The 15,555-nt window shown below is 52.3% G+C and carries 13 protein-coding genes; 8 read left to right on the forward strand and 5 right to left on the reverse strand.

Features of this window, described 5'->3' with window-relative positions:
• Positions 1 to 100: 100 nt before the first annotated feature.
• Both mltB and KEM39_RS09185 read right to left on the reverse strand, forming a co-directional pair.
• Positions 101 to 1,192 (reverse strand): lytic murein transglycosylase B, encoded by a 1,092-nt coding sequence (gene mltB / locus KEM39_RS09180; RefSeq protein WP_118997886.1) that lies wholly within the window; start codon positions 1,190 to 1,192, stop codon positions 101 to 103.
• A 139-nt stretch (positions 1,193 to 1,331) separates the two neighbouring features.
• The gene (locus tag KEM39_RS09185; protein ID WP_118997887.1) at positions 1,332 to 2,759 is read right to left on the reverse strand and encodes an acyl-CoA dehydrogenase family protein; all 1,428 of its coding nucleotides are present in this window, start codon (positions 2,757 to 2,759) and stop codon (positions 1,332 to 1,334) included.
• Positions 2,760 to 2,943: 184 nt separating this feature from the next.
• On the opposite strand from KEM39_RS09185, the gene mfd reads away from it, so the two are divergent.
• From mfd to ftsB, 7 genes are all read left to right on the forward strand, one after another.
• The gene (gene mfd, locus KEM39_RS09190) at positions 2,944 to 6,357 is read left to right on the forward strand and encodes a transcription-repair coupling factor (protein ID WP_118997889.1); all 3,414 of its coding nucleotides are present in this window, start codon (positions 2,944 to 2,946) and stop codon (positions 6,355 to 6,357) included.
• Positions 6,358 to 6,428: 71 nt separating this feature from the next.
• Positions 6,429 to 6,884, forward strand: coding sequence for a DUF2004 domain-containing protein (locus tag KEM39_RS09195; RefSeq protein WP_003708575.1), 456 nt, complete (start codon positions 6,429 to 6,431; stop codon positions 6,882 to 6,884).
• A 161-nt stretch (positions 6,885 to 7,045) separates the two neighbouring features.
• Complete coding sequence (gene panD, locus KEM39_RS09200) at positions 7,046 to 7,429, forward strand: aspartate 1-decarboxylase (RefSeq protein WP_003708577.1); 384 nt, start codon at positions 7,046 to 7,048, stop codon at positions 7,427 to 7,429.
• Positions 7,430 to 7,450: 21 nt separating this feature from the next.
• Positions 7,451 to 8,293, forward strand: a complete 843-nt coding sequence (kdsA, locus tag KEM39_RS09205) for a 3-deoxy-8-phosphooctulonate synthase (protein ID WP_118997890.1) — start codon at positions 7,451 to 7,453, stop codon at positions 8,291 to 8,293.
• A gap of 14 nt (positions 8,294 to 8,307) precedes the next feature.
• Positions 8,308 to 8,748 carry a DUF4149 domain-containing protein gene (locus KEM39_RS09210; RefSeq protein WP_118997891.1) on the forward strand — a complete coding sequence of 147 codons (441 nt, stop codon included), beginning with the start codon at positions 8,308 to 8,310 and terminating at the stop codon, positions 8,746 to 8,748.
• Between the two features lie 45 nt (positions 8,749 to 8,793).
• A complete protein-coding gene (eno, locus tag KEM39_RS09215) occupies positions 8,794 to 10,080 on the forward strand; it encodes a phosphopyruvate hydratase (RefSeq protein WP_118997892.1) in 1,287 nt (428 codons plus the stop codon).
• A gap of 14 nt (positions 10,081 to 10,094) precedes the next feature.
• The gene (gene ftsB, locus KEM39_RS09220; RefSeq protein WP_003752666.1) at positions 10,095 to 10,373 is read left to right on the forward strand and encodes a cell division protein FtsB; all 279 of its coding nucleotides are present in this window, start codon (positions 10,095 to 10,097) and stop codon (positions 10,371 to 10,373) included.
• Positions 10,374 to 10,413: 40 nt separating this feature from the next.
• On the opposite strand, the gene yfaE is transcribed toward ftsB, so the two are convergent.
• From yfaE to nrdA, 3 genes are all read right to left on the reverse strand, one after another.
• Positions 10,414 to 10,704 carry a class I ribonucleotide reductase maintenance protein YfaE gene (yfaE, locus tag KEM39_RS09225; RefSeq protein ID WP_118997893.1) on the reverse strand — a complete coding sequence of 97 codons (291 nt, stop codon included), beginning with the start codon at positions 10,702 to 10,704 and terminating at the stop codon, positions 10,414 to 10,416.
• 120 nt (positions 10,705 to 10,824) lie between these two features.
• The gene (nrdB, locus tag KEM39_RS09230; protein ID WP_003752662.1) at positions 10,825 to 11,958 is read right to left on the reverse strand and encodes a class Ia ribonucleoside-diphosphate reductase subunit beta; all 1,134 of its coding nucleotides are present in this window, start codon (positions 11,956 to 11,958) and stop codon (positions 10,825 to 10,827) included.
• 312 nt (positions 11,959 to 12,270) lie between these two features.
• On the reverse strand, positions 12,271 to 14,550 hold the full coding sequence (gene nrdA, locus KEM39_RS09235; RefSeq protein WP_118997895.1) for a class 1a ribonucleoside-diphosphate reductase subunit alpha: 2,280 nt from the start codon (positions 14,548 to 14,550) through the stop codon (positions 12,271 to 12,273).
• Positions 14,551 to 15,079: 529 nt separating this feature from the next.
• Between nrdA and KEM39_RS09240 the strand changes: the two genes are divergently transcribed.
• Positions 15,080 to 15,391 (forward strand): stress response protein, encoded by a 312-nt coding sequence (locus tag KEM39_RS09240; RefSeq protein WP_014582052.1) that lies wholly within the window; start codon positions 15,080 to 15,082, stop codon positions 15,389 to 15,391.
• Positions 15,392 to 15,555: the final 164 nt, after the last annotated feature.

A 15,555-nucleotide genomic window follows, 5' to 3' on the forward strand; every position in this document is an offset into this window, starting at 1 on the left:
CAAAAATCAGGACAAGGCGACGAAGCCGCAGACAGTACAAATAGTACGGCAAGGCAAGGCAACGCCGTACTGGTTTAAATTTAATCCACTATAAAAAACATTACAATCCCGAGCCGCCGAGCGAATTGGCAATGTCCCTGACCGCCGTTACATACATCCGGCTGTGATTGTACTGCCATACCGTATAAAAATTGTTCAAGCCCAAATAATATTCAAACACGCCCGGTGCGGTTTCCAGTTTGAACAAAACCGCCTTTTCATCATCTGCAAGCTCTTCGCCGGGGATGATGCCGTACGCCTTCAAATCCGCCACCGTCCGCGTCAGGGCGGTTTTTTCGCCAATGATTGCCTGAACATCCGCACCCGGCGCCAATGTTGCAGACACCAGTATTTTCCCGCCCGTGCGCCAACCGTGCTGCTTCATATAATTGGCAACCGATGCCGCGACATCGCCGATGTTGCCCCATATGTCCCGATGTCCGTCCCCGTCATAATCCACCGCCCATTTCCGGTAGCTCGAAGGCATAAATTGGGGCATACCCATTGCGCCCGCATAGCTGCCTTTAAAGGCGAAAACATCGCCGCCTTCTTCTTTTGCCAGCTTTAAAAGCTCGACCAATTCTTTTTGGAAAAACCCGGCGCGGCGGGGGTAATCAAAGCCTAAAGTCGCCAATGCGTCCGCCACACGGAAACTGCCCGTATTTTTGCCGTAATTCGTTTCAATCCCGATAACCGCCACGATAAGCTCGGCAGGCACGCCGTATTTTTGCGCCACATCATCGATAAGCGCGCGGTTTTCCGCATAAAACCTGCGCGCGCCGTGAAATTTCTCCCTGCCCGAATTTCCCGTGCGGAACACATACCACGGACGCGATGTGGAGGGGCGGTGCATAATCTTGACGATGTCCGCCTTGTAAGCCGCTTTGTCAAAAAAATCCTGCCATTCCGTCCGGGAAAAATCCCCTTTCCCGACTTCATCGTCCACAAAACGGCGGACATTTGCATTGGCGGCAAACCCGCTGTCGGATACCGGTACGGCTGCCGCGTCAAACGCGGGGCGGCTTTCTTTTTTCATTTCATCCGCGCGGGGGGCTTGGGCTTCATCTGCCCGGGGCGGGCGTGCCTCCATCGCCGTACAGGCAGACAAAGCCGCCAAACAAATTGCCAGCGGCAGTATTTTTCTCTTTTTCATAAATATGTTCCGAACAAATAGGGTAAGTGGGAAAGCAGCGCAAGGGGGCGCGGCGCGAAATGCGGCATCCGCCGCCTGAAATGCCGTCTGAAAGCACTTTTCCCCTTCAGACGGCATTGCCTGCCGCCGCATTTGTCCGCTATCCGCAATATCGGCAGTCCAATATGTCTTTGCGGATGTCGTTCAGCAGGAAGGCTGCGGTGTCTTCGTGTTCCGCCTGTACGAAGACAAAGAGTCGGGCGATGATTTTGCCGATGAAGACTTTTTGTAGGGCGCAGGCATCGGTCAGGGTGCGTTCCTGCAGGAAGCTGCGGATGTCTTCGGGCAAAGTGTAGTCGCGGGCGACGGCGGCAAAGCGGGCATCGGTTTGCAGGCGGTCGAGCAGGGTTTGGTTTTTGTCCAACTTAATGCCCGCTTCTTTTTCTTCGGCGGTGGCGCGGACGAACTGGTCGTAAATTTCGGCATAAAGCATATCGTTCGGACCTTCAAAAATCGTGAAGGGACGGATGTCGATAGCGATATTGCCGGCGGTGTGTCCGCGTTCAAAACCCTTCGCGCCCAAGAGTTTTTGCAACATTTGCGCGGCGGCGTAAGTGTATTCCGTGGCGAGGGTTTTGACGATGTTTGCCTCCATTAATTGATGGGCGACGGGCGCGACGGGCGAAACGGAATGGCAGACATAGCGGTAAAGAATCTCGGAAACCTGATGGCGGCGTTGGATTTCGCGGCGTTCGTAATCGACGAATTTGATGTCGTGGCGGACGTATCGGTTCAGGTTGTCAAGGATATATTCCATGATACCGTGCGTCATGCCGATCAGTTGCAGGCGGCTGCGGATAAAGATGTTTTGGAACGCGCGCAAACCGGCGGCGTCGCTCTGCGAGAGTTTCATGACGGCGGCAGCGGGCATTTCGGCGTCTATGCGGTTAACGGCATAACGGACGGCACGCAAGCCTTCGGATGTGAGGGCTTCGTAGCGGATGTATTGTTTGGGAACGAGCAACAGATTGATGACTTTGGCGAGTTTGCCGTTTTTGCGCTCTTTGGCGGCGACGAGGAGGAAGTCGCTCTGCGAGTTGCCCTGCCAGTATTTCGCGGCGTTGACGTAAATGGTTTTATCGTCGATATATTCGTAGTAAGACTGCATTTCGCGGGCAATCGCCGCACCGGAGGTTTCGGGTTCGGTAACACCCAAACCACCGCCCTCGCCTTTGAAAACCATGTCCAAACCTTGCGCGACTTGCGCTTCATCGCCGAATTCTTGCAGGGGCTGCAACACCAGCGCGCCTTCGATGCCGGTACGCAGGGTAACGGGTACGCCGTAATGCCCCGCAATCCGCAAGACTTCCTGAATTTCAAACTGGCTGCCCTTGCGGCCGCCGTGTTTTTTGTCGAGGAAGGGCAACAGCAAACCCGCCTGCTTCAAGGCAAGCCATTTATCTTCGGGCAGGTATTGCATCAGGTCGATGCCGTCTGAAAAAATGCGGCGGAATGCGGATTCGATGTGCTTTAAAAAAGCAGCCGTGTCCATAGCTGACGGCTGCGCGCTTGATTCGGTGTGTATCATCGGCTTCCTCTGTCGGTTCCCATTAATCGGCGGCCGGTCAAACCGCCTGCCACAGTTTAGAGTTGATTTTCTAAACTTTACCACAAAGTGCGCCGGGCAACAATCCGCCGACCTTTCAGACAGCATCGCGCCCCCTCCCGTGCTAAAATGACCGTTTGCATCACTGTCCGCCGATTGCCGCACTATGACCTACCCCATCCCCAAACCCCGTGAAAAATCCCGTTGGCCCAATCTTTCGCAAGGCTCGCTGCCCTTGGCTTTGGCGCGTTATCTGCCGCACAAGCGGCTCAAGGTCGTGCTGACCCAAGATGCGGAACAGGCGTTGCGCCTTCAGACGGCGTGGCGGTTTTTCCGTCCGCACGATACGGCGGTGTTCCTACCGGACTGGGAAACGCTGCCTTACGAGCGTTTTTCGCCGCATCAGGATTTGGTGTCGGAGCGGCTCTCGGCGTTGTGGCAGATTAAGAGCGGCACAGCGGACGTGTTGTTCGTGCCGGTTGCCACGGCGATGCAGAAGCTGCCGCCCGTGCCGTTTCTGGCAGGGCGCACGTTTTGGCTGAAAACAGGGCAGACTTTGGATATAGGCCGTCTGAAAAGCGATTTGGTGGATGCAGGTTATAACCATGTTTCTCATGTTGTTGCGGCGGGCGAATTTGCCGTGCGCGGCGGCATTGTCGATTTATTCCCGATGGGCAGCGAAATGCCATACCGCATCGATTTGTTCGACGATGAAATCGACAGCATCAAAACCTTTGACACCGACACGCAGCGCACCATTTCCCCTGTTTCCGAAATCCGCCTGCTGCCGGCACACGAGTTCCCCACCGACAGCGAGGCGCAAAAGATTTTCCGCAGCCGCTTCCGAGAAGAAGTCGACGGTAATCCGAACGATGCGGCTGTATACAAAGCCGTCAGCAACGGCCATTTCGGTGCAGGCGTAGAATATTACCTGCCGCTGTTTTTTGAAAACGAGCTGGAAACGCTGTTTGACTATATCGGCGAAGATGCGCTCTTTGTCTCTTTGGGCGATGTTCACGCCGAGGCAAACCGTTTTTGGAGCGATGTCAAATCGCGTTACGCGATGGCGCAGGGCGACGAAACCTATCCGCCTTTGCTTCCACAGCATTTGTATCTCTCTTCCGATGTGTTCGCAGGCCGTCTGAAAAACTACGGACAGGTGCTGCCCGATGTTTCCGGCAAGGAACACAGCCTGCCCGACCTTGCCGTCAACCGCCAATCCGACGAGCCGTTGCAGGCATTGAAAGATTTTCAGACGGCCTTTGACGGACGGATTTTGCTGTGCGCCGAAAGCTTGGGACGGCGCGAAACCATGCTTGGTTTCTTACAGCAAAACGGTTTGAAAGCCAAAAGCGTATCCGACTGGCAAGGCTTCTTGTCGGCACATGAGCCGCTGATGATCACGGTGGCGCCGTTGGCATACGGGTTTAAATTAGAAGATCAAAACATCGCGGTCATCACTGAATCCGATCTTTATCAATACGTTGCCCGTTCGCGCGTCCACAACCGCCGCAAGAAACACGCCGCCGTTTCAGACGGCCTGTTGCGCGACCTTGCCGAAATCAACATCGGCGATCCTGTCGTACACGAAGAACACGGCATCGGGCGGTATATGGGCTTGGTAACGATGGATTTGGGCGGCGAAACCAACGAAATGATGTTGCTTGAATATGCGGGTGAAGCGCAGCTTTATGTACCTGTTTCGCAACTGCATTTAATCAGCCGCTACTCCGGTCAGGCGCATGAAAACGTTGCTTTACACAAGCTCGGCAGCGGCGCGTGGAACAAGGCGAAGCGCAAAGCCGCCGAAAAAGCGCGTGATACCGCCGCCGAATTGCTCAACCTCTACGCCCAACGCGCCGCCCAATCGGGACACAAGTTTGAAATCAACGAGTTGGACTATCAGGCGTTTGCCGACGGCTTCGGCTATGAAGAAACCGAAGACCAAGCTGCCGCCATCGCCGCGGTAATTAAAGATTTGACGCAGGCGAAGCCGATGGACCGCCTCGTGTGCGGCGATGTCGGTTTCGGCAAAACCGAAGTCGCCCTGCGCGCGGCGTTTGTGGCGGTGATGGGCGGCAAACAGGTTGCCGTACTCGCCCCGACCACGCTTCTGGTCGAGCAGCACGCGCAAAACTTCGCCGACCGCTTCGCCGATTTTCCTGTGAAAGTCGCCGGCCTTTCGCGTTTCAACAACAGCAAAGCCACCAAAGCCGCGCTGGAAGGTATGGCGGACGGCACGGTCGATATCGTTATCGGTACGCACAAACTGGTACAAGACGATATAAAATTCAAAAACTTAGGGCTCGTCATCATCGATGAAGAACATCGCTTCGGCGTGCGCCAAAAAGAGCAGCTCAAACGCCTGCGCGCCAATGTCGACATCCTTACCATGACCGCCACGCCGATTCCGCGCACCCTCAGCATGGCGCTCGAAGGTCTGCGCGACTTCTCGCTGATTACCACTGCGCCCAGCCGCCGCCTTGCTGTCAAAACTTTTGTCAAACCTTTCAGCGAAGGCAGCGTGCGCGAAGCCGTATTGCGCGAACTCAAACGCGGCGGACAAGTGTTTTTCCTGCACAATGAAGTGGATACGATTGAGAATATGCGCGAGCGGTTGGAAACCCTGCTGCCCGAAGCCCGCATCGGCGTGGCGCACGGACAACTGCGCGAGCGCGAGCTGGAACAAGTCATGCGCGACTTTTTACAACAAAGATTCAACGTATTGCTCTGTTCCACCATCATCGAAACCGGCATCGACATCCCCAACGCCAACACCATCATCATCAATCGCGCCGACAAATTCGGGCTGGCGCAACTGCACCAGCTTCGCGGGCGCGTCGGCCGCAGCCACCACCAAGCCTACGCCTACCTGCTCACGCCCGAATACATCACCAAAGACGCAGAAAAACGCCTCGACGCCATCGCGGCGGCAGACGAACTCGGCGCAGGTTTCACCCTCGCCATGCAGGATTTGGAAATCCGCGGCGCAGGCGAAATCCTCGGCGAAGGGCAGTCCGGCGAAATGATACAGGTCGGCTTCACGCTTTACACCGAAATGCTCAAACAAGCCGTGCGCGACCTCAAAAAAGGCCGCCAGCCCGACCTCGACGCACCGCTGGGCATCACCACCGAAATCAAACTGCACAGCCCCGCCCTGCTGCCCGAAAGCTACTGCCCCGACATCCACGAACGGCTCGTCCTCTACAAACGCCTCGCCGTCTGCGAAACCGTGCAACAAATCAACGCCATACACGAAGAACTCGTCGACCGCTTCGGCCTGCCCGAACAAGCCGTCAAAACCCTCATCGAAAGCCACCACTTACGGCTTATGGCAAAAGAATTGGGTATCGATGCCATTGATGCGGCCGGCGAAGCCGTAACCGTTACCTTCGGCAAACACCACTGTATCGACCCGACGGAGATTATCCTGCTGATTCAGACGGATAAAAAATACCGGCCGGCAGGGGCAGACAAATTGAGGTTTGCAGCGGAAATGGAAAACATCGAAGTACGGATCAACACCGTCAAAACCGTGCTAAAAACCCTGCAAAGCAAACGCCTGCCCAAAGGAAATTGATGTAACGATGCCGTCTGAAGAACACCGTTCAGACGGCACACAATCTCTCAATCCTCACCAAAGGAACAATCATGTCGATTTTTCACCCCTATTTCCAACAACTGTCCACCGAAGGTTTTGACGGAGAAGAAGATGTCCTCTGGGAAGACGAGCTGACCGTCAAAGGCAATCTTGTCGAGGTATCCCTGTGGGCAGAAAATGAAAACAGCCTGCCAACCAAAACATTGGATGCATTTGCCGCCTTCCTGTCCGAATTGGAAAAAGCCGATGATGCCGCACGCGCCGCACTGACGGAATATTTGAAACGGGACAGCCGCTATATCGACTTTCACACCGAAGATACCCAAACAAGCCGCGATGCGGCAAAGTTTGTCCGCACCATGCAGTTGACCTATATCAGCTTATGGGCAGAAAGTCCGGCTTTTGCCGTTATGGATTATATGCCCGCCAATATGGAAAGCGACGAAATCCTTGCCGTCAAACTGCATTTGGACGGCAGCATTTTCTCAATCGATTGGGAGAGTTGAGCCGGATTGCCAATCGGCAAAAATGAAATGCCGTCTGAAAACAGCTTCCCTGCCCGAAGCCTTGCCATTATGAATTTGAAAGAAACTCCACTATAATACGGCATTCAGATTTTCAGACGGCATCGCGCCCGTCAGACCGCACACAAACCAAAAGGAAATACATGTTCCGTACTATGCTTGGCGGAAAAATCCACCGCGCCACCGTAACCGAAGCCGATTTGAACTACGTCGGCAGCATTACCGTCGATCAAGACCTATTGGACGCGGCAGGCATCTATCCCAACGAAAAAGTCGCCATCGTCAACAACAACAACGGCGAACGTTTTGAAACCTATACCATTTCAGGCAAACGCGGCAGCGGCGTGGTCTGCCTGAACGGGGCGGCGGCCAGGCTGGTACAGAAAGGCGATATCGTCATCATCATGTCTTATATCCAACTCTCCGAGCCTGAAATCGCCGCACACGAGCCCAAAGTCGTCTTATTGGACGGAAACAACAAAATCCGCGACATCATCTCCTATGAGCCGCCGCACACCGTGCTGTAACCCTGAAAACGGACATTGACCATGGATATTAAAATCAACGGCATTACCGTCGGTAACGATGCTCCTTTCGTACTGTTCGGCGGCATCAACGTTTTAGAAGATTTGGATTCCACCCTCCAAACCTGCGCGCATTACGTCGAAGTTACCCGAAAACTCGGTATTCCCTATATCTTTAAAGCCTCTTTCGACAAGGCAAACCGCTCGTCCATCCATTCTTATCGCGGCGTAGGCTTGGAAGAAGGCTTAAAGATTTTCGAAAAAGTCAAAGCAGAATTCGGCATCCCCGTCATTACCGACGTACACGAACCCCATCAGTGCCAACCCGTTGCCGAAGTGTGCGATGTCATCCAGCTTCCCGCATTCCTTGCGCGGCAGACCGATTTAGTGGTTGCCATGGCAAAAACCGGCAACGTCGTCAACATCAAAAAACCCCAGTTCCTCAGCCCCTCTCAAATGAAAAACATTGTGGAAAAATTCCGCGAAGCCGGTAACGGGAAACTGGTTTTATGCGAACGCGGCAGCAGCTTCGGCTACGACAACCTCATTGTCGATATGCTCGGTTTCGGCGTGATGAAACAAACCTGCGGCAACCTGCCGGTTATTTTCGACGTTACCCATTCCCTGCAAACCCGCGATGCCGGTTCTGCCGCATCCGGCGGTCGTCGCGCACAGGCTTTGGATTTGGCACTTGCAGGCATGGCAACCCGCCTTGCCGGCCTGTTCCTCGAATCGCACCCCGATCCGAAACTGGCAAAATGCGACGGCCCCAGCGCGCTGCCGCTACACCTTTTAGAAGATTTTTTAATCCGCATCAAAGCATTGGACAATTTAATCAAATCACAACCGATTTTAACAATCGAATAACACGGTTTCGCCTTATGATGCAGACTTTCCGAAAAATCAGCCGGTATGCCGCAACCTTGTGGCTCGGTATGCAGATTATGGCGGGTTATATCGCCGCACCGGTGCTGTTCAAAATGCTGCCCAAAATGCAGGCGGGCGAAATTGCCGGCGTATTGTTCGACATCCTCTCTTGGAGCGGGCTTGCCGTTTGGAGCGCGGTACTGGCTGCCGCCTTTGCCGCCCTGACCCGGCGGCAAACCGCCCTGCTGCTTTTTTTATTGTCCGCCCTTGCTGCCAACCAATTTTTGGTTACCCCCGTTATCGAGGCACTGAAATACGGGCATGAAAATTGGCTGTTGTCGGTTGTAGGTGGATCTTTCGGAATATGGCACGGCATTTCCAGCATGATTTTCATGGCAACCGCCCTACTTTCAGCAGTTTTAAGTTGGCGGCTTTCCGGCAAAGAGGCCGTCTGAAGCCCCCCATTTTTTACCTCCCTTCACTTCACTTGGAGAACATTCATGAGCGCAATCGTTGATATTTTCGCCCGCGAAATTTTGGACTCACGCGGCAACCCCACAGTCGAGTGTGATGTATTGCTCGAATCCGGCGTAATGGGACGTGCGGCCGTACCGAGCGGCGCGTCCACCGGTCAAAAAGAAGCTTTGGAACTGCGCGACGGCGATAAATCCCGCTATTCCGGCAAAGGCGTATTGAAGGCAGTCGAACACGTCAACAACCAAATCGCCCAAGCCCTCATCGGTATCGATGCCAACGAGCAATCTTATATCGACCAAATCATGATCGAATTGGACGGTACTGAAAACAAAGGCAATTTGGGTGCGAATGCGACTTTGGCGGTTTCTATGGCGGTTGCACGCGCCGCTGCCGAAGACTCAGGCCTGCCGCTTTACCGCTACTTGGGCGGCGCAGGCCCGATGTCCCTGCCCGTACCGATGATGAACGTCATCAACGGCGGCGAACACGCCAACAACAGCCTGAACATCCAAGAGTTTATGATTATGCCCGTCGGCGCAAAATCTTTCCGCGAAGCGTTGCGCTGCGGTGCGGAAATTTTCCACGCTCTGAAAAAACTGTGCGACAGCAAAGGCTTCCCGACCACAGTCGGCGACGAAGGCGGTTTCGCCCCCAACCTGAACAGCCACAAAGAAGCCCTGCAACTGATGGTTGAAGCCACCGAAGCCGCCGGCTACAAAGCGGGCGAAGACATATTATTCGCATTGGACTGCGCCTCCAGCGAGTTCTACAAAGACGGCAAATACCACTTGGAAGCCGAAGGCCGCTCCTACACCAACGCGGAATTTGCCGAATATCTGGAAAGTCTGGTCAACGAGTTCCCCATCATCTCCATCGAAGACGGCATGGACGAAAACGACTGGGAAGGCTGGAAATTGCTGACCGAAAAATTGGGCGGCAGAGTTCAATTGGTCGGCGACGACTTGTTCGTAACCAATCCAAAAATCTTGGCCGAAGGCATCGAAAAAGGCGTAGCAAACGCATTGCTGGTCAAAGTCAACCAAATCGGTACTTTGAGCGAAACCCTGAAAGCCGTCGACTTGGCCAAACGCAACCGCTACGCCAGCGTAATGAGCCACCGCTCCGGCGAAACCGAAGACAGCACCATTGCCGACTTGGCAGTCGCCACCAACTGTATGCAGATCAAAACCGGTTCTTTGAGCCGTTCCGACCGTATGGCGAAATACAACCAACTGCTGCGCATTGAGGAAGAATTGGCGGAAGCCGCCTACTACCCCGGCAAAGCCGCATTCTACCAACTGGGCAAATAAGAAAAGGTTAAGGTATGAAGTGGGTAACTGTCGTTTTATCCTTCGCACTTGTCTGTTGCCAATACAGCCTGTGGTTCGGCAAAGGCAGCATCGGACGCAACAGCAGTCTGAAAGAACAGATTGCCGTTCAAGAAGAAAAAAACCAGACACTCGCCCTACGCAATCATTCCCTTGCCGCCGAAGTCTATGATTTGGAAAACGGTCAAGAGGCCATTTCGGAAATCGCCCGGGTAGAACTGGGTTATATCCAAGACGGCGAAACCTTTTACCGACTCATCAGGCATAACCGGTAATACCGTCAAAAAGCCGTCCGAACCAATGTTCGGACGGCTTTTATTTCAACAAACTGTCAGACAGCCCCTCATCCTCCCCCACCAAACCGCAATCCAGCCTGACATCCCCTTCGACGTAACAGCAGCACGGCAGTATCTCGTCCCGCCCCAAAAAAGCCAAAGGCGGCTCCCGATAAGTAACGCTTCCCTCCAAAATCTTTACCCGGCACGATCCGCAATATCCGCTTCGGCACTGATATTCCACCATATGCCCCGTCCGTTCCAAGCCTTCCAACAGGGTCTCACCCTCCAAGAGCTCAAAAAGACCCTTATTCGTACCAATGCGCGCCATTTCCGACCAATCAAAAATAAAAGGAACAATAACCGATCCTACCCGCTGTTTTTCCCATCATACAACATACAAATGCCGTCTGAAACATCCGGCTTCAGACGGCATTTTTTCAAAAAACATTTACAACTCAAAATCGCCCAAATCATCCGTATTCACTTCAGAATCTATCTGACCGATCAAATAAGAGGATATTTCCACTTCCTGCGGCGCGACCTGTACGTTGTCGGACGACAGCCACGCATTAATCCACGGAATCGGGTTTTGATTTGCGCCTTCAAATCCGGCCGGCAACCCCACCGCCTGCATACGCAGATTGGTAATATATTCGACGTATTGGGATAGGATTTCTTTGTTCAAACCGATCATCGAACCGTCTTTAAACAAATATGCCGCCCATTCTTTTTCCTGTTCCGCCGCTTTTTTGAAGAGTTGGAAACATTCGTCCTGCAACTCGGCGGCAATTTCCGCCATTTCAGAATCATCAACACCCGAACGCATCAGATTAAGCATATGCTGCGTGCCGGTCAGGTGCAGGGCTTCGTCGCGGGCAATCAGTTTGATGATTTTGGCGTTGCCTTCCATCAACTCGCGTTCGGCAAAAGCAAACGAGCAGGCAAATGAAACGTAGAAACGGATGGCTTCCAACACGTTGACGCACATCAGGCAGAGATAGAGTTTTTTCTTCAACCCGCGCAAAGATACGGTAACGGGTTTTCCGCCGACATTGTGCACCCCTTCTCCCAACAGATTGTAATACTGGGTGTATTCGATTAAGTCATCGTAATAGCAGGCAATGTCTTCGGCGCGGGCGGTAATGTATTCGTTTTCGACAATATCATCAAACACGACCGACGGGTCATTCACAATATTGCGGATGATGTGGGTATAGCTGCGCGAGTGGATGGTTTCGCTGAAGCTCCACGTTTCAATCCACGTTTCCAGCTCGGGAATCGAAACCAAAGGCAGCAAGGCAACATTCGGACTGCGCCCTTGGATGGAATCGAGCAGTGTTTGGTATTTCAGATTGCTGATGAAAATGTGTTTTTCGTGTTCGGGCAGGTTCGCGTAGTCGATACGGTCGCGCGACACGTCGATTTCTTCCGGCCGCCAAAAAAACGACAGTTGTTTTTCAATCAGTTTTTCAAATACCTCGTATTTCTGCTGGTCATAACGGGCGACATTTACCGGCTGACCGAAAAACATCGGCTCTTTCAGCGCGTCGTTTTTGGTTTTGGGAAAGGTGCTGTATGACATGACTAGGTGTTCGCAGGACATAACGTCTCTCTTTTTAAAAATTAGTCGACTTTTCTATTAATTTTTAATTCACCATATGAAACATGTTGAATTCTATCAATAAAGTGCCATCCTAAAATAGCAAAGACTAAAAGAACACTAATAAATATATAAAATTTATATTCAGCTAAGAATGACCGAATGACATCCATACTTTTCCTTTTCTGGAAAATAACAACTTAGCCTCATATAGTAGTAGGCACTAATTTAAGAAAATCCTTGAAGCCTCCTACTATCTAGAAGCCTTGGATATATTTCAAAAATTAACCTGTTTTAAATCTTACAAGCCCCGCCCGCGCAGCCGTCATCCTGAATATCGGCCTGCGTATCGTCCGCGCCGTCGCGGGTGTTGTGGTAGTACAGGGTTTTGACGCCGTATTTATAGGCGGTCAGCAGGTCTTTGAGCATTTGTTTCATAGAAACTTTGCCGCCTTCGAATTTGCCCGGGTCGTAGGCGGTATTGGCGGAAATCGCCTGATCGACGAATTTTTGCATCACGCCGACAAGTTTCAGATAGCCTTCGTTGCCGGGAAGCTGCCACAGGGTTTCATAGGCATTTTTCAGGGTTTCAAACTCCGGCACGACTTGCTTCAGGATCCCGTCTTTCGATGCTTTGACTGTTACCAAGCCGCGCGGCGGCTCGATGCCGTTGGTGGCGTTGGCAATTTGCGAACTGGTTTCAGACGGCATAAGCGCGGTCAGGGTGGAGTTACGCAGGCCGTATTTGACGATGTCGGCACGCAGGCTTTCCCAGTCGTAATGCAAAGGCTCGCCGCAGACGGCATCCAAATCTTTTTTGTAGGTGTCGATGGGCAGTTTGCCTTGCGAATAAACGGTTTGGTTAAAGAGCGTGCACGCACCGTATTCTTTGGCAAGGTTTGCCGATGCTTTGAGCAGGTAATACTGTATGGCTTCAAAGGTACGGTGGGTCAGACCGAGCGCGGAACCGTCGCTGTAGCGGACACCGTTTTTCGCCAAATAATACGCATAGTTAATCACGCCGATGCCGAGCGAACGGCGGCCCATAGTGGAGGTACGCGCGGCTTCTACCGGATAACCCTGATAATCTAAAAGTGCATCAAGTGCGCGCACGGTCAAATCGGCAAGCCCTTCCAATTCGTCCAAGCTGTTTAATGCGCCCAAGTTAAAGGCTGACAGTGTACACAAGGCAATTTCGCCGTTCGGATCATTGATATTGTCCAGCGGTTTGGTCGGCAGGGCGATTTCCATGCACAAGTTGGACTGATGAACAGGCGCAACGCGCGGATCGAACGGGCTGTGCGTATTGCAGTGATCGACGTTTTGAATGTAGATGCGCCCGGTCCCGGCACGCTCCTGCATCAGCGTGGAAAACAGGTCGGCAGCCGGAATGATACGCTTGCGTATGTTCGGGTCTTGCTCGTATTTCGTATAGAGCCGCTCAAATTCGTCTTGGTCGGCAAAAAACGCTTCGTACAACCCCGGAACCTCGTTGGGCGAAAACAGCGTAATGTTGCTGCCCTTAATCAGGCGGGTGTACAGCAGGCGGTTGATTTGCACGCCGTAATCAAGCTGGCGGATACGGTTGTCTTCCACGCCCCGGTTGTTTTTCAACACCAACAGGCTTTCGGCTTCGATGTGCCACAAGGGATAGAACAAGGTTGCCGCGCCGCCGCGCACGCCGCCTTGCGAACAGGATTTGACCGCCGCCTGAAACATTTTGAAAAACGGGATGCAGCCGGTATGCCGCGCTTCGCCGCCCCGGATTTCGCTGTCCAAACCGCGGATACGTCCGGCATTGATACCGATGCCCGCACGCTGGGAAACGTATTTCACAATCGCACTGGTAGTGGCATTGATGGAATCCAAACTATCGTCGCATTCAATCAGCACACAGCTTGAAAATTGGCGCGTAGGCGTACGCACGCCGCTCATAATCGGCGTGGGCAGCGATACTTTAAATGTGGAAACGGCATCGTAAAACCGTTTGACGTAACCCAGGCGCGCCTCTTTCGGGTATTTGCTGAAAAGACACATCGCCACCAGAACATATAAGAACTGCGGTGTTTCATAAATCTGGCGGGTAACGCGGTTCTGTACCAGATATTTGCCTTCGAGCTGTTTGACAGCGGCATAGGAAAAGGACATATCGCGTTCGTGGTCGATATAGGCGTTCAGCTCGTCAAATTCTTCGCGGCTGTAATCCTCAAGGATATGCCTGTCGTATTTTCCGGCATCGGTAAGTTTTTTAACGTGGTCGTAAAGGTGCGGCGGCTCGTACTCGCCGTAGGCTATTTTACGAAGATGGAAAATGGCCAACCGCGCGGCAAGGTATTGGTAGTCCGGGGTATCTTCCGAAATTAAATCGGCAGCGGCTTTGATGATGGTTTCGTGGATGTCGTCGGTGCGGATGCCGTTGTAGAACTGGATGTGCGATTTCAACTCGACCTGCGACACGGAAACATTTTCCAATCCTTCCGCCGCCCAAGTAACGACACGGTGAATCTTATCCAAATCAATGGCTTCTAATCTTCCGTCTCGTTTAGTTACTTTCAAATCAGCCGTCGTATTCATCGTTTCCCCTTCCGCCCCCGATACCTAAGGGACACTCTTTCCAAATCAATCAAGGCAGACAATATAGTGGATTTTTTGTATTTCCTCCAGTCTTGACAACGGTTGCATTTTTCAGTTTCAGGCAATGCGCGATACAACCCGCCTGTCGTATTTTTCCTATAATATTTGTTTTATCTGATAATTCTTTACCGATAAAAAACGGGTAAATTTTTTGCCTTTTGACCGGCTCCTGCTACAAGGCGATGAAATAAGGATTTTCCGACGAAAAAGGAAAGCTTCCGGTTTTCTGCCCCTGTAAATTGTTAAATTTTGCAAAGTATGATTTTTGCCACGCCGCCGCCGACAAATTCCATTTTCTTACCGATTGAAATTTATTATTGAGATTAATGTGTTATTTGAATCTGCATATCAAACGGCAAGTTTTGTCGGCTGAATGAGTCTGAAACTGCCGACAATTTGCCCGTTCCATCCTTCCATCCTATACTGGAAAGAATTACAAACTGAAAGGATCGTCATGTCTGTCAAAAAGATGCTTGCCATACTGTTGTCTGCAATATTGGGACTGGTATCGACAACTGCCGCTGCCGGTACGTCAGAACCCGCCCACCGACATACTAAACATATCCGCAAGGCAAACAAGCAGATGCTGCACCCCGAATGCAGGAAATATTTGGAACGCCGTGCCGCGTGGTACCGATCGCAAGGCAACGTGCAAGAATTGCGCGAAAACAAAAAGGCGCGCAAAGCATTCCGCTCCCTGCCTTATAAGGAACAGAAAACCCAATGCCGGGCGGCTTATGAGGCTTTCGATGATTTCGACGGCGGCAGGTTCCGCCGTTAATCCCATATAAAATATGCCGTCTGAACACAGGTTCAGACGGCATTTTCCATAGATACAACAAACTATCCTTACGCCATTTCGTTTGAGGTGCTCCCGTTGCCGCAGCCTTAATATAGTGGATTAACAAAAATCAGGACAAGGCGACGAAGCCGCAGACAGTACAA

The organism is Neisseria sp. Marseille-Q1983, assembly GCF_018224585.1.
Classification (GTDB): Bacteria; Pseudomonadota; Gammaproteobacteria; order Burkholderiales; family Neisseriaceae; genus Neisseria; species Neisseria polysaccharea.